Genomic DNA, 20,290 nt, shown 5'->3' with positions numbered 1-20,290 from the left:
TCGCGGTCGCCGGTGTGCGTCACGCGGTGCGGGGTCCGGGCGACGGTGCCGGGAGGTGCTCATGGCGGTACGGCGGTACGCGGGTGAGCACCACGGATGGACCCGGCCGGCGGCGGTGTCGGTCACCTCGCCGTTCCTGACGACCGAGGAACCGTCGATCGCGCAGCAGATCGCGGGGCTCGGGGAGGCCCGCCGCTTCCGGGCCGGGGAGTTCGTCTACCGGCAGGGCTCCCTCTCGGACTACTTCTTCCAGGTCGTGACGGGCCGGCTGCGGATCTACCTGACCCGCACGGACGGCTCCGAGCGCGTGCTGTCCTACGCCGAGCCCGGTGCGGGGATCGGCGAGTCCACCTGCTTCGACGGGCTGCCGCGCTACGCCTCGTGTGTCGCGATCACCGACAGCGAGCTGCTCGCCGTGAGCAGGGGAGCGGTGCTCGAGGCGGGCCGGCGCGAGCCCGGGATCCTGGTCGAGATGACCCGGCGGATCTCCCGCAAGGCCCGGCTGTTCGCGATGCACATCGCCGTGGACGGGCTGCCGGCACGCGGGCGCGCCGCGCTGATGTTCGACCACCTCGTGGAGGCCTACGGGGTCCAGCGGCCCGAGGGCGTCGAGCTGCAGGTGCGGTACTCCCTCGACGAGCTCGCGCTGATGATCGGGGTGACCCGCGTGACGATGAGCCGCGAGCTCTCCCGGCTGGTCGACGGCGGCCTGCTCGTCCGCCGGGGCCGCCGGATCGTCGTGCCCGACGTCGCGGCACTGCACGCCGTCGCCGGCGGCTACCGCCCCTGAGGCGGCTCCGACCGGGCACGACCGGGTCCCGCCGTGATTCCCGCGGTCGGTATCACCTGTTACCGACGGTGGCTCCCGTCACTTGCCACGCTGCGAGCGTCATCACTGACGAGCACGTGGAGCACTCATGACAGCAGTCGACGCCCGGCGCGTCGAGGACCCCCGTCCGGCGAGCACGGTCTCGCTCGGCGACCGGTTCCGGCTCGAGGAGGGGCGGATCTTCCTCACCGGGGTGCAGGCACTCGTGCGGGCGCCCCTCGACCAGGTACGCCGTGACCGTCGGGCCGGCCTGCGCACCGGCGGGTTCGTCACCGGCTTCCCGGGGTCACCGCTCGGGGGGTACGACCTCGCGCTCCAGCAGAACCGCAGGCTGCTCGACGAGCACGACATCGTGCACCGGATGGGCCAGAACGAGGAGCTCGCGGCCTCGGCCCTGATGGGGACCCAGCTCCTGGAGCGCTACCCGCACAGTCGCTACGACGGGGTGACGGGGTTCTGGTACGGCAAGGGCCCCGGTCTCGACCGCGCGGGGGACTCGCTGCGCCACGGCAACTTCGCGGGCACCACCACCCACGGCGCGGTCGTGATCCTCTCCGGTGAGGACCACGAGGCCAAGAGCTCGTCGCTGCCCTACGAGCAGGAGTACGCCTACGCCCACGCCGGCATCCCGGTGCTGTACCCGTCCTCGGTCGAGGAGTTCCTGACCTACTCGGCGCACGCGGTCGGCATGTCCCGCTACTCGGGCTGCTGGGTGGCGCTGAAGCTGATCGGGCAGCTGTGCGACGGCGGCCAGACGATCGACCTCGACACCGGGACGGTGCAGATCGTCACGCCCGAGTTCGAGATCGACGGGCGCCCCTTCCGCAAGTGGCAGGACCACTCGTTCTTCCCCGGCAAGGTCGTGCGGACCGAGCAGCACGTCTTCACCGAGCGCCACCCGGCGGCCATGGCCTACGCCAGGGCCAACGGGCTCGACGCGATCACGGTGCGCGGCGAGCACGACACGCTCGGCCTGGTCACGGCGGGCAAGAGCTACGCGGACACCGTCCAGGCGCTGCGCGACCTCGGCATCGGCGAGGACGACCTGCACGCCGCCGGGGTCCGGCTGATCAAGGTCGGTGCGGTCTACCCGTTGGACCAGGAGTTCGTCCGCGAGGCCACCCGCGGCCTCGACGAGGTCGTGGTCGTGGAGGAGAAGCGGCCGACCCTCGAGGACGCGGTCAAGGTCGCCCTCTGCAACCGTGACGCGCGCACGCGCATCCACGGCAAGCGCGACCTCGAGGGCCGGGTGCGCTTCGCCGAGTACGGCAGCCTCGACGCCGACGCCGACGCCGACGCCGTCGCGCGCGGGCTCGCCCCGCTGCTGCGGCCCCGCCTGCGCGAGCGGATCGTCCTGGACCGGCGCACCGATGAGCTCACGGCCGTCGAGGCCCGCGACTACTCGTCGCACCTCACGCGCTCGCCGAACTACTGCTCCGGCTGCCCGCACAACGTCTCCACCGTCGTCCCCGAGGGCCGGGTCGCCTGGGGCGCACCGGGCTGCCACATCTTCGCGGCGGTCATGGACCAGCCCGAGCGGCAGATCGACGCCACCTTCCCGCTCGGGGGCGAGGGCGTCGCCTGGATCGGGCTCAGCCCGTTCACCGACATGGAGCACGTGATCCAGAACCAGGGTGACGGCAGCCTCTTCCACTCCAGCTATCTGAGCATCCGGTGGTCGATCGCGGCCGGCGTCCGGATGACCTACCGGATCCTCTACAACGGCGCGGTGGCCAACACCGGCGCCCAGGAGCCGATCGGCCGGGCCGAGGTCCCGAAGCTGGCCCACCTGCTGGCGCTCGAGGGGGTCAGGAAGATCGGCATCGTCGCCGAGGACCCGGCGGTCTACCGCCGGGCCGACCTGCCCTCGATCGCCTCGGTGCACGCGGCGGGAGACGTGCAGAAGGTCCTGGAGGACCTCGAGCAGGTCGACGGGGTCACGATCTTCCTCTACGACGGGGAGTGCGCCAACGAACGCCGACGCCGCCGCAAGCGCGGCACCGCGCCCAGGGCCACCACGTTCGTGGTGATCAACGAGGACGTCTGCGAGAACTGCGGCGACTGCGGCGAGATCACGAACTGCATGTCCCTGCACAAGGAGGACACCGAGTTCGGGCCGAAGACCGCGGTCCACCAGTCCTCGTGCAACCAGGACCACTCGTGCCTCCGGGGCGACTGCCCGTCGTTCCTCACCGTGCACAGCGAGGAGGGCCTCGCGGCGCCGGTCCACCCGCCGCTCGGGATCGACGCGGTGCCCGAGCCGGACCGCCCCCCGCTGGACCGGCCCTACCACGTGTTCGTCCCCGGGGTCGGGGGCACCGGCGTGCTCACCCTGAACTCGATGCTGGCCTGGGCCGCGCTCGTGGACGGTGCCGAGGCCGTCAGCTACGACCAGACCGGTGCCGCCCAGAAGTGGGGTGCCGTGCTGAGCAGCCTGGTGGTGAGCCCGCGCGGCCGGCGGGCGGGCTCGAACAAGGTCGGCATCGGCCGCGCGGACCTGTATCTCGCCGTCGACGCCATGGCCGCGGCGGATCCGGCGAACCTGGACCGCTGCTCGCCCGAGCACACCGCGGCGGTGGTGAACACCGGCCTGCTGCCGAGCGGCGAGATGATCCGCAACAGTCGCCTGGACGTGTCGGTCGACCCGATGCTCGACTCCGTCTCGCGGTTCACCGCCCGTGTGGTGGCCGTGGACGCCCGGGCCGTCGCCGAGACGCTGTTCGGCGACTACATGGCCACCAACATGGTCGCCGTGGGCGCTGCGTACCAGGCCGGCCTGGTGCCGATCTCGTCGTCGGCGATCGAGGAGGCCATCCGGCTGAACGGCACGGCCGTGGTGCAGAACCAGCAGGCGTTCCGCTACGGACGGCTCGCCGTCGCCGACCCGGCCCGGGTCGCCGTCGTGCTCGCACCACCTCCGCGCGACGCCGCACAGGAGAACGACCACGCCCGTAGCAGGCTGCCCGACCGGGAGCGGGCGGCCCACGACCGGCTCGTGGCGACGGTCGCGGACCTCCCGGAGGAGGACCGGCGCCTGCTGGCCGTCCGGATCGGCGAGCTGATCGCCTTCCAGGACGCCGACTACGCGAGCCGCTACGTCGACGTCGTGCTGGACGTGGCCCGCCGGGAGCGGGAGCGCCTGGGCGACTGGACGGGCCTGCCGATCACGCGCGAGGTGATCCGCAACCTGTACAAGCTCATGGCCTACAAGGACGAGTACGAGGTCGCCCGGCTGCACCTGCGCGCCAGTCGTGAGCACCGCGTCTCGAGCCGGTTCGCCGGGCGGGTGAGGATCGCCTACAACCTCCACCCGCCGATGCTGCGCGCGATGGGCATGACGACCAAGCTCACGCTGCCCGCCACGGTGCTCGACCCGGTCTTCGCCGTGCTGAGCGGCTTGAAGAGGATCCGTGGCACCAGGCTGGACGTGTTCGGCCGCGACCGCGTGCGCGTCGAGGAGCGCCGCCTGATCGAGTGGTACGTCGACCTCGTCCGGACCTCGATGGACGAGCTCAGGCTGCAGAACAAGGCCGCCGTACTGGACATCGCCCGGCTGCCCGACGGCATCCGCGGCTACGAGGACATCAAGCTCCGCACGGCGGCCGAGGCCGCCGAACGCGCCGAGGTCCTGCGCGGCCGGCTCAGGAACACCCTGTCCCTTCCCCTGCTGACGACGACGGAGAGCTGACATGGCCGACATCGCTGCGAGCACGATCGAGCTGACCCGCGACTTCGACAAGGACGCGGCGCTCGTCTCGGAGCTGTTCGCCGGTCTGGACGCCGAGCTGGCGGCGCTGCCCGCCAGGCCCGGGCGCACCGGAGCCAAGCAGGCCTCGGCCGACGCGGTCCTGGACCGGGCCCGCCGGGCCCGCGAGGACTTCCTCGGGGTGCACGTCGGGACCCTCTACGACACCCTGACCGAGGACCGCAGCCGCCTCCTGCGGGTCGCGGAGCTGGCCTACGCCGCCGCCGAGCTGGTCCCCGGCCTGGTGCCGACCCGGGAGCGGATCGCCGAGGAGCGCCGGCACCCGCAGAAGCACAAGGAGGGCTGGGAGTACGACCAGGGCATCCTGATCTCCCACGTCCTCGACGACCCGGTCGCCGGCTACCACCTGATGCACGCCATGGCCCAGCCGCTGCCGGAGGCACGGGACCTGCTCGAGGAGTTCCGCCGCACCGACCGGGTGGACCTGGGCAGCAGCCTGGTCGAGCGCGACGGCAACGTCGGCCACCTCACCATCCAGCACCACGCGTACCTCAACGCCGAGGACGACGAGTCCACCCGGGCGATGGAGATCGCCACCGACCTGATCCTGCTCGACGACCGGATCGACGTCGGCCTGCTGCGCGGGGCCGAGGCCCAGCACCCGAAGTACCGGGGCCGCAGGGTGTTCGACGCGGGGGTCAACCTGACACGGCTCTACCACGGCGAGGTCTCGCTCATCGAGTTCTTCATCGAGCGCGAGCTGGGCCTGATCACCAAGTGGTTCCGCGGGCACTCGGTCGGCGACGGCGAGGTGTCGGTGGTGGAACGCCGCCACGAGAAGCCGTGGATCGCGGCCGTGGACACGTTCGCCATCGGCGGCGGCTGCCAGTACCTGCTGGTCATGGACCGGGTCATCGCCCGCTCCGGTGCCTATGTGAACCTGCCGGCCCGGCGCGAGGGCTTCCTGCCCGGCTGCGGCAACATGCGCCTCCCACGCTTCGTCGGCGAGAGGGTGGCCCGCCAGGGCATCTTCTTCAACCGCGACATCTACGTGGACTCGCCCGAGGGCCGCCGGATCGTCGACGACCTGGTCGTGGACGAGGAGGGGATGCAGGCCGCCATCGCGGACGCGGTGGACGCGCTGACCGCCACCGGCCCGGTCGGCATCAACGCCAACCGCACGCAGATCCGCGTCGGCGCCGAGCCGTTGGAGACGTTCCGCCGGTACATGGCCAACCTGGCCATCGGCCAGGCCCGGTGCGTGTACTCGCCCGCGATCATCCGCAACCTCGAGCTGGCCTGGGACCCGAAGCGCCGGGGTGGGGTCAAGTGACCGGGCCGCAGGCCGTCCCGCTCGCCGGTCTCGAGCCGGGCACGGTCGAGCACCGCGTCGCCGCGGCGGACTGCGTGCACCGCGGCGGACACGACGTACTCGGCACCCCGTCGGTCGTACGGCTGCTGGAGGAGGCCGCCACCGTCGCGATCGAGCCGCTGCTCGCGCCGGGCCAGACCTCGGTCGGCTCCACGGTGGACATCGCGCACATCCGCCCGACCGTGCTCGGACAGCGCGTCACGGCGACCGCCACCGTGGTCGAGATCGACCGTCGCCGGATCGTGACCGTCGTCGACGTGGTCGACGACGTCGAGCGGATCGCCCACGGGCGGCACGAGCGGTTCGTGGTCGACGACGAGGACTTCGGGGCCCGCCTCGCCCGCAGGACCGGGCGGGTCACCGAGGTCGGTGGCTGAGACATGAGCGTTCCCTAAGAGGTCGCGCGGATTGGTCACAGCTTGGCCGCGGTCGAGTGTCTGGGGGCGAGGGCGGGTACGGGCCTGCCGATCATGAAGTTATCTACGCTTCGTGATCGTCTGGAGGCCGCGTGCCCACCCTGCCATCATGGCTGACCGAGCCGTTGTGGGACCAGTTCACCGCGCTGCTGCCTCATCGAGACGAGTTCGATCCCACCCATCCGCTGGGCTGCCATCGCCGCCGGATCGCGGATCGGATCGTGTTCGACAAGCTCCTGCAGGTACTGCGGTTCGGCTGCTCGTATGAGGGCATCGCTGACAGCACCTGCTCGGCGACCACCATCCGCGATCGTCGTGACGAGTGGATCAGGCTCGGGGTCTTCGCCCAGCTGCGTCGGATCGTCCTGGACGCCTACGACCGCATCGTCGGTCTGCTGCTGCACGACATCGCCGTCGATGGCGCCATCACCAAGGCCCCCGGCGGCGGCGAGGTCGCCGGTCCGTCGCCGGTGGACCGGCGCAAACAGGGTATGAAACGTTCGGTGCTCGTCGAGGGATACGGCATCCCGCTGGGCCGAGTCCTGGCCGGAGCCAACCGGCACGACTCCCCGCTACTGGGCCCCACCCTCGACCGCCTCGATGCTCTCGGCCCGCTGCCCGACGACATCACCGTGCACCTCGACGCCGGCTATGACTCCGGCAAGACCCGCGACACGCTGGCCGAACGAGGCCTGCACGGCGAGATCGCGCACAAGGGTGAGAAAGCGCCGATCCAGGCCACCCGCCGCTGGCACGTCGAGCGGACCAACGCTTGGCACAACAGCTTCAACCGGCTGCAGCGCTGCTACGAACGACGAGAAATCGTCGTCGACGCGTTCTTCGACCTCGCCGACACGATCGTCACACTCCGTAGCTTGATTCGGCAGGCCTGGACCACACACCGCTGGAACGCCCGACCTGCACGACGTCCATGATCACCAACCAATCCGCGCGACCTCTAAGACGTCGTTTCAGAAGTGGTGGGCCCGGTTCTGCCGGTGACGGCGGGGCTGGCAGCATCGGCTGATGGTCGCGCCTCGTGTGTCTGAGAAGACGAAGATTTTCGAGTTGGAGATCGTCCTGACCGAGGTGGTGCCGGCGGTCCGGCGTCGGGTGCAGGTGCCGGGCGAGGTCGACTTGGCGGTGTTACACGAGGTGGTGCAGTCAGTGATGGGCTGGACGAACTCTCATCTGCACGAGTTCGAGATCGTCGGGCGCCGCTACGGGATCCCAGACCCGGACTGGCCCGGACAGGATGTCGCCGACGAGACGAAAGAGAAGCTGTTTCGGCTGGTCAAGGCTGGTGACCGGTTCGGTTACGTCTACGACTTCGGTGACAACTGGGCCCACGAGATCACCGTCGAGGCGGTCGCGGCCGTCGAGCCGGGAGTGTGCTATCCGCGATGCGTCGCCGGGCAGGGGGCGTGCCCGCCCGAGGACGTCGGCGGGATCGGGGGGTATGAGGACTTCCAGGCCGTGCTCGCCGACCCTGACCATCCCGACCGCGCCGAGCGCCTGGAGTGGGCGGGCGGGCCGTTCGACCCGCACCGCTTCGACCCTGACGAGGCCGACCGGGCCTTGGAGTGGCTGGCCTGGCGGCCGCTGGCCCCGACCTCGTAGGCGAGTGCCTCAGCGAGGGCTGGGTCGACCATCACTTCGGCTTCGGCTTCGGCTTGGTGAGGCGGCGGTGGCAGATCAGGGCGCAGGCCAGCGATAACAGCGCGGTGATCGTGGATTCGGCGCGGTCGTAGCGCAGCGCGAGGCGGCGGAAGTCCAGCAGCCAGGACATGGTGCGCTCGACGACCCAGCGGACCCGCCCGAGCCGGGTGGAGTCCTCGATCCCGCGCCGGGCGATCCGCACCCCGATCCCACGCCCACTCAGGTAGCGGCGGCAGCGGGGATAGTCGTAGCCCTTGTCGGCGTGCACCTTGTCCGGCCGACGTCGCGGACGCCCCGGCTGTCCCGCCCGTTCGCGGACGCCGGGGTTGGTGTCCAGCAGCGGGGCGAGCATCCGACTGTCGTGGGTGTTCGCCCCGGTGACCAGCGCATGCAGCGGGAGCCCGCCTCGGTCGCAGAGCACGTGGTACTTGCTGCCCGCCTTCCCGCGATCGGTCGGCGAGGGCCCGGTGGCCTCGCCGCGGCGCTTGGCCCGCACGCTCACGCTGTCCACCGCCGCCCGCGACCAGTCCAGCAGGCCCTGCTGGGCGAGGCGGTCGAGCATCACCCGGTGCAGCTGGGCCCAGACCCCGGCCTGCTGCCACTGCCGTAGCCGCCGCCAGCAGGTCACTCCGGACCCACAGCCGAGCTCGGCGGGCAGCGCGTTCCAGCTGATCCCGGTCTTGAGCACGAACACGATCCCGGCCAGAGCGGCCCGATCCGGCACCCGCGGACGGCCTGTCCGTCCCCGCTTGTGCTTGCGCGGCTTGGGCAGCAGCGGCTCCACCAGCGCCCACAGCTCGTCGCTCACCAATCGCTCGACACAAGATCGCCGCGCCACGACCGGACATGATCAGCTACCAGCGCCGATCCACACAGGACCGACACGCCGACTTCTGAAACGACCTCTAAGAGGTCATTTCAGAACGAGGTCGACGTGTCTGTTGTAGACGACAAGCGGCTATCTGACCTGCCGTTTGATCTGTCGTCGAGGGGTCAATGGAAACTCGACAAGTCGTTCTGAAACGACCTCTAAGTTCGGGGTTGATGCCCCGGATGCCCGGGACGACGGGGTGTGGCTGATGAGCTGTTGCCGCTTCGGTGGCTCGGAAGGAATGGCCGCCCCGTCGTTCTGGACAGGCCTGGCCACTGATTCGGATCTGATGCGAACCGTCGCTGATTAGGGACCTGATGGCGGGTTGTCCACGGGCGTGAACTGCAACAACAGGAGTTTGTTCGTGGCGCGACGAGCAGTGGTCTGGATCGGGATCGACGTCGGGAAAAGGACCCACCACGCCTGCGCTGTCGATGCCGAGGGCAAGGTTGTGTTCTCCCGCAAGGTCGGCAACGACCAGGCCGCGATCGAAGCTCTGCTCGATCGGGCGTCCGCCGCGGCCGAGGACGTGCGGTGGGCGATCGATCTGACCAACAGCTATGCCGCGCTGTTGCAGGTCGTCCTCACCGCAGCCGACCAGCGGGTGGTCTACGTTCCCGGGCGGGTCGTCAACCGGATGAGCGGCGTGTTCCGTGGGGAGGCCAAGACCGACGCCCGCGACGCAAAGGTCATCGCCGACACCGCCCGCATGTCCGGCGCCGACCTCACCGTGGTTACCGCCACTGACGAGACCACTGCTGAGCTGCGTCGGCTCGTGGCCCACCGCGAGGACCTGATGGCTGACTGGGTACGCGGGGTCAACCGGCTGCGTGACCTGCTCGGGTCGATCTTTCCCGGTCTCGAGGCGGCCTTCGACTACTCCACCCGCAGCGCTCTGGTGCTGGTCACCGGGTTCCAGACACCGCAGGCGCTCCGAGACGCGGACACAGCCGGAGTGATCGAGTATCTGCACGCCCACCGGGCATGGGCACCAGGCATCCCCACGATGGCGGCCACCGCGGTCGCCGCAGCCCACGCCCAGACCGTGACCCTGCCCAGCGAGACGCGGACCGCGGTCCTTGTCGCCGGCCTGGCCCGGCGGCTGTTGGAGCTCGACCGGGAGATCAAAGACACCGACAAGCTGATCACCACCGTGTTCCGCACCCACCCGGACGCGGCGATCATCGAGTCGCTGCCCGGACTCGGCCCCATTCTGGGCGCGGAATTCCTCACCGCCACCAACGGCGGTGTCAGCAGCAGTATCGGCGCTGATGTCGGCTCCGAGCTGGGTGGCTTCGCCAGCTCGGGACGGCTGGCCTCCTACGCCGGCCTCGTCCCAGTGCCCCAGGACTCCGGCCGGATCAGCGGGAACCTGCGCCGCCCACGACGCTACAACCGCCGCCTGCGGCGAGTGTTCTACATGGCCGCGCTGTCCAGCCTCAAGGTCAACGGCCCGTCCCGGGCCTTTTACCAGCGCAAACGCAGCGAAAGAATGCTGCACACCCAAGCTCTGCTCGCCCTGGCCCGACGCCTGGTCGACGTCCTGTGGGCCCTGCTGCGTGACCGGAGAATGTTCACCATCACCGCACCACAACCCGCTACCGCGGCTTGACACCATCATTCGGATTCCGTCCTACGCGCGCGGGCGCGCGGACCTGCCGCTGCTCGGTGGGACCATCGGCGAGAACCTGCGGCGGGTGGCCGAACGCCTCGGCGAGCACGACGCCCTCGTCGACACCTCGGCCGGTACGCGCGCGACCTACGCCGAGCTGTGGGAGCGGTCCGGCCGGGTGGCCGGTGGTCTGCTGGCCCGGGGCACCGGCCGGGGCGACCGGGTCGGGGTGTGGTCGGCCAACCGCGGTGAGTGGGTCGTGCTGCAGTTCGCCGTGGCGCGGATCGGCGCGGTGCTGGTCGCCCTCGACCCGACCCACCAGGTCCCCGAGCTCGCCTTCGCCCTGCGGCACTCGGGCACGCAGCTGCTGTTCCACCCGGCTCGGTACCGCGGAACGGACTGTGCCGCCGTCGTGGCCGAGGCGTCCGCGCAGTGCCCGCGGCTGCGCGGCACCGTCGTCATCGAGGAGGGGTGGGCAGAGTTCGAGACCGCCGATCCCACCGCGGTGGCCGAGGCCGAGCGGCAGGTGGACGAGCACGACCCGGTCGCGCTGCTGTACACCTCCGGAACCACCGGACGCCCCAAGGCCGCCACGCTGACCCACCACAACCTGCTCAACAACGCGCACCTGGTGGGTGCGCAGATCGGCTACACCGAGCAGGACCGCATCTGTGTCCCCGTCCCGTTGTTCCACTGCTTCGGCATGGTGCTCGGCACGCTCGGCGCCAGCACGCACGGGGCCACCATCGTCCTGCCGGGCGGGGGCTTCGACGCCGGACGGACCCTGGACGCCGTCGCGGCGGAGCGGTGCACCGCCGTCTACGGGGTCCCCACGATGTACCTCGCGATGCTGGACCAGCCGGACCTCGCGACCGTCGACCTGACCTCGTTGCGCACGGGGTTGATCGGGGGCGCGCCCTGTCCGCCGGACCTGCTGGGCGACATCCGGTCCCGGCTGCACGTGCCGGAGCTGTCCACGGTGTGCGGGATGACGGAGACGTCGCCGATCTCCACCCAGACCCTGCCGACGGACCCCCTCGACGTCCGGGACCACTCGGTCGGCAGACCCACCCCGCACGTCGAGGTCGAGATCGTCGACCCGACGACGGGTCTGGTGGTGCCGGTCGGCATCACCGGCGAGCAGCGCACCCGCGGCTACAGCGTCATGCGCGGCTACTGGGAGGACGACGGGGCCACCGCCGAGGCCGTCGACGCGGACGGCTGGATGCGGACCGGCGACCTCGCCGTGATGGACGAGCACGGGGTCGTCCGGATCGTCGGCCGGATCAAGGACGTGATCATTCGCGGCGGGGAGAACATCCACCCGCGCGAGATCGAGGAGCTGCTGTGCACCCACCCCGACGTCAGCGAGGCCCATGTCATCGGTGTGCCGCACGAGCGCTACGGGGAACAGGTGATGGCCTGGGTACGCCCCCGTGACGGGGCCCGGCCGGACGGCGACGAGCTGAGCGCGTTCTGCCGGGGCCGGATCGGCCGGTCGAAGATCCCGTCGCTGTGGCGGTCCACCGACACCTTCCCGACGACGGCGAGCGGGAAGATCCAGAAGTACCGCATGCGGCAGATCGCGATCGAGGAGCTCGCCGAGCCGGTCGGCGCCGGTCGCGAGCCGTCCCGGCCGGCGGGGGGCTGAGCCCCGTGGGCGGGACCGACACGGCATCGGTCCGGATGACCGTGACCGGTGCGATGCTGGACGACGACGGGACCCTGACGACGGGGCACCTGCTCGTCCTGGCCGAATCCGCCGGCAGGCTGGTGCTACCGTCCCGCCCGGGATGTCCGTCCCGGTGCGTGATCGACGTCCTCGGCCCCCGTCCGGGGGCCGGCGCGGTCCTGCTGGCCGGGTCGACGACCCGTACCGCGGGCGAGCAGATCGTCGTGGACACGGTCGTCCGGCGGGAGGACGCGGACCGTCCCGTTCTCGCGGTGGTGCGTCAGCTCTTCCCGCACCCCTGACGGTCCCCGCCCCCCGGGGACCCCGTCCCCCCGGGTGACGCGACCGACGTCCACGGAGCACCGGTCCGGCACACCGCCGTGGGGTTCACGGCCCCGGTGGGCGGTCGGCGCCGCCGCTCCGACGCCGGTCCCGGTGTCATACCGGTGGCGCGGGCAGGTGCACCGCGGTGACGAGCAGGCCGCCCTCGGCGTGCCAGCGCCCGGCGAACACCGGAACGCGTTCCCCGCTGACCACCGGGCCGGGGACGAGCAGACGGGCGGAGAAGGTGCCGGCCCCGGCGTCGAAGGCGATCTCGGCCTCGTCGAAGTCCAGCTCGCGACCGGTCAACGGGTACCAGGCCTTGAAGACGCTCTCCTTGGCGCTGAAGTACATCCGGTCCCACGCGACGTCCGGCCGTCGCCGACCCAGCCCGGCGAGCAGCGCCCGCTCGGAGGCCAGGGTGACGGTCTCCAGGACACCGTCGGGCAACGGCGCGTCCGGTTCGGCGTCGATGCTCACCGCGGCGGACTCGGCGACGGGGGACACGGCGGCCGCCCGGTACCCGGTGCAGTGCGTCATGCTGCCGACCACCCCGGACGGCCACTGCGGGGCGCCGCGACGGTTCGGGAGGATCGGAACGGGGGAACGGCCGAGCCGGCCGAGCGCGCGGCGGGCCAGCCTGCGCACCGTGGTGAACTCGCGCCGCCGGGACTCCACCGCCCGGGCGACGAGCTCGCGCTCCTGCGGGAAGAGGCCCTCGCCGGGATGGGCCTCGTCGTCGTAGGCGCACTCGGTCACGACCCGGGCGGGCAGCACGTGCTCGATCACCGCAGACCCCCGGTGACCGGCACCGGCAGCACCGCGCGCAGCGGCTCCCGGGGCGGTCGGGGCCGCCATTCGCGCGGATAGCCCACCGACACCTCCTCGAACCGGACCCCGTCGTGGAAGGTGACGCGGGGGATGTGCAGGTGGCCGTAGACGACGGCCGCGGCACGGAACCGCACGTGCCAGTCGGCCGTCAGCTCGGTGCCGCACCACTGCGCGAACTCCGGGTGGCGCAGCACCCGCGTCTCGTGCCGCAGCAGCGGCCAGTGGTTCACCAGCACCGTCGGCAGGTCCGGGTCGACCGCGGCCAGCCGGGCCCGCGTCAGCTCGGCCCGACGCCGGCACCAGGTCGCGCGGTCCGGGTAGGGATCGGGGTGCAGGAGGAACTCGTCGGAGCACACGACGCCCGCGTCGTGGGCGATCCGGAGCGACTCGGCCGCCGTCGTCGCACCGGGGGCCAGGAAGGAGTAGTCGTAGCCCACGAACAGGGGTGCCACGGCGACCGGCCCGCCGGGACCGTCCCACACCGGGTACGGGTCCTCCGGGGTGCTGACGCCCAGCTCCCGGCAGGTCTGCACCAGCGCCCGGTAGCGCGCGTCGCCGCGCAGCGTGCACGGGTCCTGCGGATGGGTCCACAGGTCGTGGTTGCCCGGGGTCCAGAGCACGCGGGCGAAGCGGCTCGCGAGCAGACGCAGGGTCGACTCGATGTCGGCGTACATCTCGCCGACGTCGCCGGCGACGATCAGCCAGTCGCCGTCGGCCCCGGGCCGCAGCGACTCGACGATCGCCCGGTTCTCGGCGTGCACGACGTGCAGGTCGGCGACGGCGAGCAGCTGGGGTTCGGGCACGGTGAGTCCTCCCGGTCGGTGGGGGAGCGGTCAGGGTGCGGGGGTGTCGGCGTCGGGGGTGCGCGCGGTGTACAGCCGGGCGTAGGCACCACCGGCGCGCAGCAGCGTGTCGTGGGTGCCCTGCTCGACGATCCGGCCGGCGTCCATCACGACGATCCGGTCGGCGTCGCGGACCGTCGACAGCCGGTGCGCGATGACGAAGCTGGTCCGGCCGGCGCGCACGGTGGCCATCGCCCGCTGGATCAGCAGCTCGGTGCGGGTGTCGACGGAGCTGGTGGCCTCGTCGAGGACGAGCACCGCCGGCCGGGCGAGGAACGCCCGCGCCACCGTGATCAGCTGCTTCTCCCCGGCACTCGTGCCGCCGGAGTCCTCGTCCAGGACGGTGTCGTAGCCGTCGGGCAGCGTCGCGACGAAGGTGTCGACGCAGGTGGCGCGGGCCGCCTCCTCGATCTCGTCGCGGGTCGCGCCCGGCGCGCCGTAGGCGATGTTCTCGGCGATGGTCCCGCCGAACAGCCAGGTGTCCTGCAGGACCAGCCCGAACCGGGACCGCAGGTCCGCGCGGGTCATCGTCGCGGTGTCCACGCCGTCGAGCAGGATCGTCCCGCCGTCGATCTCGTAGAAGCGCACGAGCAGGTTGCCCAGGGTGGTCTTCCCCGCGCCGGTGGAGCCGACGATCGCGACCGTGCTGCCCGGCTCCACGGTCAGCGACAGGTCCTCGACGAGCGGGACGTCGGGGAGGTAGCGGAACGACACCCGGCGGAACTCGACGCGACCGGCCGGGGCCGCGGGCGCGACGGGGCGGCGCGGCTCGGGCCGCTGCTCGGGCGCGTCGAGCAGCGTGAACACCCGCGTCGCCGACACCACCCCGGACTGGAGCCGACCGGCCACCGAGGCGATCTCGACGATCGGCTGGCTGAACTGTCGGGCGTAGAGGATGAACGCCTGCACGTCGCCGAGGGTGAGCGAGCCCGACAGCACCTTCCAGGCACCGAGGACGGCCACCACCAGGTAGCCGACGTTCGCCACGAACATCATGACCGGCTCCATCGCGCCGGAGGAGGTCTGGGCCGACGCCCCCGCCCGGTACACCGCGTCGTTGCACTCGGCGAACCGGCGCCGCGCCTCGGCGCGTCGGTGGTGGCCGCGGATCAGGGAGTGCCCGGTGCAGACCTCCTCGACGTGGGCGTTGAGGGCGCCGTTCGCCTCCCACTGCGCGGTGAACTGCGGGTGCGCGCGGCGACCCAGCCCGACCGCGAGCAGGCCCGCCACCGGCACGCTGAGGATCATCACCACCGCCAGCGACGGCGAGATCACCACCATCAGCGTCAGCATCGCGACCAGCGACAGGATCGAGGTGATCAGCTCGGCGAGGGTCTGCTGGAGGGTCTGCTGCAGGTTGTCAATGTCGGTGGTGGTGCGTCCGAGCGTCTCGCCCGCCGGGTGCCGGTCGTAGTGCCGCAGCGGGAGCCGGGACAGCTTCGCCCGGGTCCGGCCCCGCAGGTCGTGGATCACCTGCCACACCACGGACGCGACGATCCGGCCCTGGACCAGGGTGAACAGCGACGCCCCCAGGTAGACCACGAGCAGGACCAGCAGCAGCCCGGCGACCGCGTCGAAGTCGACACCGTCGGCGGGTCCGGGACTGCCCGCCGCGGGCCCGCCCGCTCCGCCCGGCCCCAGGACGCCGACCGCGATCAGGTCGGTCACCCGGCCCAGCAGCAGCGGGCCCACGGCGTTGAGGGCGATCCCGGCGACGCCGGTCAGCAGGGCGAGCACCACCGGCCCGCGGTGCGGGCGCAGCAGCCCCACGAGCCGCCGGGCCGGCCGGTCACCCGGCGCGGACCTGTCCGGTGGTGCCGCCGCGCCCGCCGCCGGCCGGGCGGCCGCGGGCGCGGCGGGCTCAGTGACGTCCGGCGAGGCCATGGGCGACGTCCTCCTCGGTGGGCTGGGAGCTCGCGATCTCGCGGTAGGTCGGGCTGGCGCGCAGGACCTCGTCGTGGGTGCCGTCGGCGACCAGCCGACCGGCGTCGAGGACGACGACCCGGTCGGCGTCGCGCGCGGTGGCGACGCGCTGGGTCACGGTGATCACGGTGGCGCCTGCGGTCCACGGCACCAGCGCCGCCCGGAGCACGGCGTCGGTGGCCTGGTCCAGCGCCGAGAAGCAGTCGTCGAACAGGTAGACCTGCGGGCGGCGCAGCAGGGTGCGGGCGATGCACAGCCGCTGGCGCTGGCCGCCGGACACGGTGGTGCCGCCCTGCGCGATCTCCGCGTCCAGGCCGCCCGGCATCCGCGCGACGAACCCGTCGGCCTGCGCGACGCGCAGCACCTCCCACAGCTCGTCGTCGGTGGCGTCCTGGCGCCCGAACCGCAGGTTGCTCGCGACCGTGCCGGTGAACAGGTGGGGCCGCTGCGGGACGAACCCGACGACGCCGGTGAGCACCGCGGGGTCGAGCCGCCGGACGTCGGTGCCGCCCAGCCGGACCGAGCCCGCGGTCGGGTCGACCAGCCGCAGCACGAGGTTCAGCAGGGTCGTCTTGCCGCTGCCCGTGCTGCCCAGCACCGCGACCCGCTCGCCCGGCTCGACGACCAGGTCGACCCCGCGCAGCACCGCGCGCTCCGCGCCCGGGTAGCGGAACTCCGCGGCCCGGACCTCCACCCGGCCCGCGGGGCCCTGCAACGGCGCCGGGTTCGCCGGTGGCGCCACCCCCGGCTCGGTGTCGAGCACCTCCAGGATCCGGCCCGCCCCCACCCGGGCCCGCGGTACCTGCAGGAACACGAACGCGAGCATCACGACCGACATGAGGATCAGCGACAGGTAGAACAGGAACGCGCTGAGCGCGCCCAGCGGCATCACGCCCGCGTCGATGCGGTGGGCGCCGAGCCACATCAGGACGACCGTGAACAGGTTCATCAGCAGCAGCACCAGCGGCAGCATCGTGGCGATCAGCCGGCCGACCCGCTGGGACAGGTCGAGGAAGGCGTCGTTGCTGCGGGTGAAGCGCTCCTGCTCGTGGTCCTCGCGGACGAACGAGCGGACCACCCGCACCCCCGTGATCGACTCCCGGAGCAGCCGGCCGAGGTCGTCGAGGGCGAGCTGCATCCGGCCGTAGAGGCTGCCCATCCGGGCCAGCAGCAGACCGAAGGCCACGCCGACGACCAGCACGAGGACGACCAGCAGCAGGGCCAGCGGTACGTCCTGGGCCAGCGCGAGCACGATGCTGCCGATGCACATCAGGGGGGCGGAGACGACGACGCCGAACCCGGACCGGGCGAGGTTCTGCACCTGCTGGACGTCGTTGACCGTGCGGGTCAGCAGCGACGCCGTCCCGAACCGGCCGACCTCGCGGGCCGAGAAGTCCAGGATGCGGTCGAACACCGCGGAGCGCAGGTCCCGGCCGACCGCGGTGGAGGTCCGCGCGCCCAGCGCGGTCGCGGCCAGGGCCGCGGCGATCTGGACCACGGCGATACCGGCCATCAGCATGCCGATCTCGACGATCCGGCCGCGATCCGCGCGGACCACGCCCTGGTCGATGAGGGCTGCGCCGAGCGTCGGCAGCAGCAGCGTGCCGGCGATCTGCGCGGTCTGGAGCACGACGAGCACGCCGGCGGGCCCGGCGTAGCCACGCAGCTGGGTGCGCGAGAGTCTCCACAGCACGTCAGGACACCCCGGTTCACGGCGACCCACGGGCCGCCCGGTGGACGATGCCGGTGGCAGACCGGCCCGGACAGCCGACCAGACCGCGGACCCGGAATCCCCCAGTTCTGCGCACCATTTCCCGCGGCCGCACTCGTGAATTCCCTACATCCCGGCGGATTCGTTGACACCGTCTCGCCGATCTTGCCAGCGTGCGGCGTGTCTCTCGTCCGGACAGCGTATTCGCCGCCGTGCCGACGGCCGGTCGACGCGTATGGGCGGGCCCGATGACGGTCGAGAAGGGAATACCCGATGTCCAAACGCGCTCTCATCACCGGAATCACCGGTCAGGACGGCTCCTACCTGGCGGAGCACCTGCTGTCGCAGGGCTACCAGGTCTGGGGTCTGATCCGGGGGCAGGCCAACCCCCGCAAGACACGGGTCAGCCGGCTGGCCTCCGAGCTGGAGTTCGTCGACGGTGATCTGATGGACCAGGCCAGCCTGGTCTCGGCCGTCGACACGGTCCAGCCCGACGAGGTCTACAACCTCGGCGCGATCTCGTTCGTCCCGATGTCCTGGCAGCAGGCCGAGCTCGTCACCGAGGTCAACGGCACCGGGGTGCTCCGGGTGCTCGAGGCGATCCGGATGGTCTCCGGCCTCTCGATGTCGCGGACCGCGTCGCCGAACGGGCAGATCCGCTTCTACCAGGCCTCGTCGTCGGAGATGTTCGGCAAGGCCGCGGAGACCCCCCAGCGCGAGACCACCCTGTTCCATCCGCGCAGCCCCTACGGCGCCGCGAAGGCCTACGGCCACTACATCACCCGCAACTACCGCGAGTCGTTCGGCATGTACGCGGTGTCGGGCATGCTGTTCAACCACGAGTCCCCGCGCCGTGGCCAGGAGTTCGTCACCCGCAAGATCTCCCTGGCGGTCGCCCGGATCAAGCTCGGGCTGCAGCCCGACCTCGCCCTGGGCAACCTCGACGCGGTGCGCGACTGGGGCTACGCCGGCGACTACGTCCGCGCGATGCACCTGATGCTGCAGCAGGACGAGCCCGACGACTACGTGATCGGCACCGGGCAGATGCACTCGGTGCGTGACGCGGTGCAGATCGCGTTCGACCACGTCGGGCTGGACTGGCGGGACAAGGTCGTCATCGACCCGGCGCTGGTGCGCCCGGCCGAGGTCGAGGTGCTGTGTGCCGGCAGCGTGCGGGCCCGGCGGCTGCTCGACTGGACGCCCGAGGTCGACTTCCCGGAGCTCATGCGGATGATGGTCGACTCCGACCTCGAGCACGTGGCGCGGGAGAACGAGTACGGCCACCTGCTGCTGGCCGCCAACTGGTGAACCGGGCGAGGCCACACTAGTGTTGCGGTAACTAGGTTACTTTACTCACGGGCTGGTTTACGGGATCATGAGCTGTGCCGTTGACTGTGACCGTGGACGTTCCGGCCGCCGACCGCGAGGTGCTGGAGTCCTGGCTGCGTTCCTCGTCGGTTTCGGCGGGACTGGCCCGACGGGGCAGGATCGTGTTGCTGGCCGCGGACGGGGTGGCGGTCAAGGACATCGTCACACTGGTCGGGGCGTCGAAGGCGACGGTGATCGGGTGGAAGAAGCGTTACGCCGCTGAGGGGATCGCCGGGCTGGCCGACCGGCCCAAGGCGGGCCGGCCGCCGGTGATCGACGAGGTCGCGGTCGTGCTCGCCACGCTGGAACCGCCGCCTGAGCGGCTCGGAGTCACGCACTGGTCGTCACGGCTGCTCGGTGCCGAGCTCGGGATCTCCCACGTGTGGATCGGCAAGATTTGGCGGCGGTGGGGGCTGCAGCCGTGGAAGTCCGAGACGTTCAAGTTCTCCACCGATCCCGAGCTCGAAGCCAAGGTCCGCGACATCGTCGGGTTGTATCTGAACCCGCCGGACAAGGCCGTCGTGCTCTGCGTCGACGAGAAATCCCAGGTCCAGGCCCTGGACCGGACAGCGCCGATCCTGCCGATCATGCCCGGTATCCCGGAGAAACGGACGCATGACTACGTCCGTCACGGCACCACCACGCTGTTCGCGGCGTTAGAGGTCGCGACCGGGCGGGTCGAGCAGGCGTGCCTGCCGCGGCATCGCCATCAGGAGTTCCTGCGGTTCCTCAAGCAGGTCGCGAAGGCCTACCCGCGGCGCAAGCTGCACCTGGTGGTGGACAACTACGCGACCCACAAGCACCCCGCAGTGAAGGCCTGGCTGGCCCGCAACCCGCGGATCACCCTGCACTTCACCCCGACCTCGGGATCGTGGCTGAACATGGTCGAGGTCTTTTTCGGGGTCATCACCCGCCAGGCCATTCGCCGTGGCAGCTTCGGCAGCGTCAGAGAACTGATCGGCGCGATCGGCCGGTTCATCGACGGCTGGAACGAACGCTGCCACCCGTTCATCTGGACCAAACCCGCAGACCACCTACTCAACCACTGCCGACCCGGTCAAAGAACATCGTTTACGCGACACTAGGGATTTCCGGCCCGGATCGTCCGCAGAATCGTCTGCGGTGAGCCCCGCCGCCGTGCGGCGGAAATGGGGCGG

At 71.4% G+C, this 20,290-nt stretch carries 16 protein-coding genes; 11 read left to right on the top strand and 5 right to left on the bottom strand.

Annotation, left to right across the window (positions count from 1 at the left end; all coding sequences use genetic code 11):
• Positions 1-61: 61 nt before the first annotated feature.
• The 6 genes from KPF47_RS23670 (at position 62) to KPF47_RS23645 (ending at position 7,943) form a co-directional block, all read left to right on the top strand.
• Positions 62-790, top strand: a complete 729-nt coding sequence (locus tag KPF47_RS23670) for a Crp/Fnr family transcriptional regulator (RefSeq protein ID WP_224391009.1) — start codon at positions 62-64, stop codon at positions 788-790.
• A 127-nt stretch (positions 791-917) separates the two neighbouring features.
• A complete protein-coding gene (locus tag KPF47_RS23665) occupies positions 918-4,517 on the top strand; it encodes an indolepyruvate ferredoxin oxidoreductase family protein (protein ID WP_224391008.1) in 3,600 nt (1,199 codons plus the stop codon).
• Position 4,518: 1 nt separating this feature from the next.
• Entirely contained in the window at positions 4,519-5,868 is a 1,350-nt protein-coding gene (locus KPF47_RS23660; RefSeq protein ID WP_224391007.1) for an enoyl-CoA hydratase/isomerase family protein, read from the top strand.
• Positions 5,865-6,284: a hotdog domain-containing protein gene (locus tag KPF47_RS23655; protein ID WP_224391006.1), complete on the top strand. Its 420-nt coding sequence runs from the start codon at positions 5,865-5,867 to the stop codon at positions 6,282-6,284. The genes KPF47_RS23660 and KPF47_RS23655 overlap by 4 nt, the downstream gene beginning before the upstream one ends.
• A gap of 131 nt (positions 6,285-6,415) precedes the next feature.
• Entirely contained in the window at positions 6,416-7,258 is an 843-nt protein-coding gene (locus KPF47_RS23650; protein ID WP_224386276.1) for an IS5 family transposase, read from the top strand.
• A gap of 91 nt (positions 7,259-7,349) precedes the next feature.
• On the top strand, positions 7,350-7,943 hold the full coding sequence (locus KPF47_RS23645; RefSeq protein ID WP_224386178.1) for a plasmid pRiA4b ORF-3 family protein: 594 nt from the start codon (positions 7,350-7,352) through the stop codon (positions 7,941-7,943).
• 31 nt (positions 7,944-7,974) lie between these two features.
• Here the strand turns inward: KPF47_RS23645 and KPF47_RS23640 are convergent, their stop codons facing one another.
• Positions 7,975-8,820: an IS5 family transposase gene (locus tag KPF47_RS23640; RefSeq protein ID WP_224386179.1), complete on the bottom strand. Its 846-nt coding sequence runs from the start codon at positions 8,818-8,820 to the stop codon at positions 7,975-7,977.
• Between the two features lie 397 nt (positions 8,821-9,217).
• Here KPF47_RS23640 and KPF47_RS23635 point away from each other — a divergent pair, with 397 nt between their 5' ends.
• From KPF47_RS23635 to KPF47_RS23625, 3 genes are all read left to right on the top strand, one after another.
• Positions 9,218-10,465 (top strand): IS110 family transposase, encoded by a 1,248-nt coding sequence (locus KPF47_RS23635; RefSeq protein WP_224386790.1) that lies wholly within the window; start codon positions 9,218-9,220, stop codon positions 10,463-10,465.
• 85 nt (positions 10,466-10,550) lie between these two features.
• The gene (locus tag KPF47_RS23630) at positions 10,551-12,116 is read left to right on the top strand and encodes an AMP-binding protein (protein WP_308015470.1); all 1,566 of its coding nucleotides are present in this window, start codon (positions 10,551-10,553) and stop codon (positions 12,114-12,116) included.
• 5 nt (positions 12,117-12,121) lie between these two features.
• Complete coding sequence (locus KPF47_RS23625; protein ID WP_224391005.1) at positions 12,122-12,439, top strand: hypothetical protein; 318 nt, start codon at positions 12,122-12,124, stop codon at positions 12,437-12,439.
• A gap of 136 nt (positions 12,440-12,575) precedes the next feature.
• Here KPF47_RS23625 and KPF47_RS23620 read toward each other — a convergent pair whose 3' ends face one another.
• The 4 genes from KPF47_RS23620 to KPF47_RS23605 are packed head-to-tail and all read right to left on the bottom strand — an operon-like array spanning position 12,576 to position 17,747.
• On the bottom strand, positions 12,576-13,247 hold the full coding sequence (locus KPF47_RS23620; protein ID WP_224391004.1) for a 4'-phosphopantetheinyl transferase superfamily protein: 672 nt from the start codon (positions 13,245-13,247) through the stop codon (positions 12,576-12,578).
• Complete coding sequence (locus KPF47_RS23615; protein ID WP_224391003.1) at positions 13,244-14,092, bottom strand: metallophosphoesterase; 849 nt, start codon at positions 14,090-14,092, stop codon at positions 13,244-13,246. Before KPF47_RS23615 ends, KPF47_RS23620 begins: the two co-directional genes overlap by 4 nt.
• Positions 14,093-14,122: 30 nt before the next feature.
• Positions 14,123-16,015 carry an ABC transporter ATP-binding protein gene (locus tag KPF47_RS23610; RefSeq protein ID WP_224391002.1) on the bottom strand — a complete coding sequence of 631 codons (1,893 nt, stop codon included), beginning with the start codon at positions 16,013-16,015 and terminating at the stop codon, positions 14,123-14,125.
• A complete protein-coding gene (locus KPF47_RS23605) occupies positions 15,993-17,747 on the bottom strand; it encodes an ABC transporter ATP-binding protein (protein WP_224391001.1) in 1,755 nt (584 codons plus the stop codon). Before KPF47_RS23605 ends, KPF47_RS23610 begins: the two co-directional genes overlap by 23 nt.
• A 291-nt stretch (positions 17,748-18,038) precedes the next feature.
• Between KPF47_RS23605 and KPF47_RS23600 the strand changes: the two genes are divergently transcribed.
• Together KPF47_RS23600 and KPF47_RS23595 are read left to right on the top strand one after the other, a co-directional pair.
• Complete coding sequence (locus KPF47_RS23600) at positions 18,039-19,073, top strand: GDP-mannose 4,6-dehydratase (RefSeq protein ID WP_224391000.1); 1,035 nt, start codon at positions 18,039-18,041, stop codon at positions 19,071-19,073.
• 80 nt (positions 19,074-19,153) lie between these two features.
• Positions 19,154-20,218, top strand: coding sequence for an IS630 family transposase (locus KPF47_RS23595; RefSeq protein WP_255658826.1), 1,065 nt, complete (start codon positions 19,154-19,156; stop codon positions 20,216-20,218).
• Positions 20,219-20,290: the final 72 nt, after the last annotated feature.

Source organism: Pseudonocardia sp. ICBG1293, assembly GCF_020131355.1.
Lineage (GTDB): Bacteria > Actinomycetota > Actinomycetes > Mycobacteriales > Pseudonocardiaceae > Pseudonocardia.
This window is presented reverse-complemented; position numbering and strand designations above follow the sequence as displayed.

Coding starts and splice junctions, on each gene's coding strand:
- KPF47_RS23670 (WP_224391009.1), top strand. CDS start 62: ATGGCGGTACGGCGGTACGCGGGTGAGCACCACGGATGGACCCGGCCG.
- KPF47_RS23665 (WP_224391008.1), top strand. CDS start 918: ATGACAGCAGTCGACGCCCGGCGCGTCGAGGACCCCCGTCCGGCGAGC.
- KPF47_RS23660 (WP_224391007.1), top strand. CDS start 4,519: ATGGCCGACATCGCTGCGAGCACGATCGAGCTGACCCGCGACTTCGAC.
- KPF47_RS23645 (WP_224386178.1), top strand. CDS start 7,350: ATGGTCGCGCCTCGTGTGTCTGAGAAGACGAAGATTTTCGAGTTGGAG.
- KPF47_RS23610 (WP_224391002.1), bottom strand. CDS start 16,015: ATGGCCTCGCCGGACGTCACTGAGCCCGCCGCGCCCGCGGCCGCCCGG.
- KPF47_RS23600 (WP_224391000.1), top strand. CDS start 18,039: ATGTCCAAACGCGCTCTCATCACCGGAATCACCGGTCAGGACGGCTCC.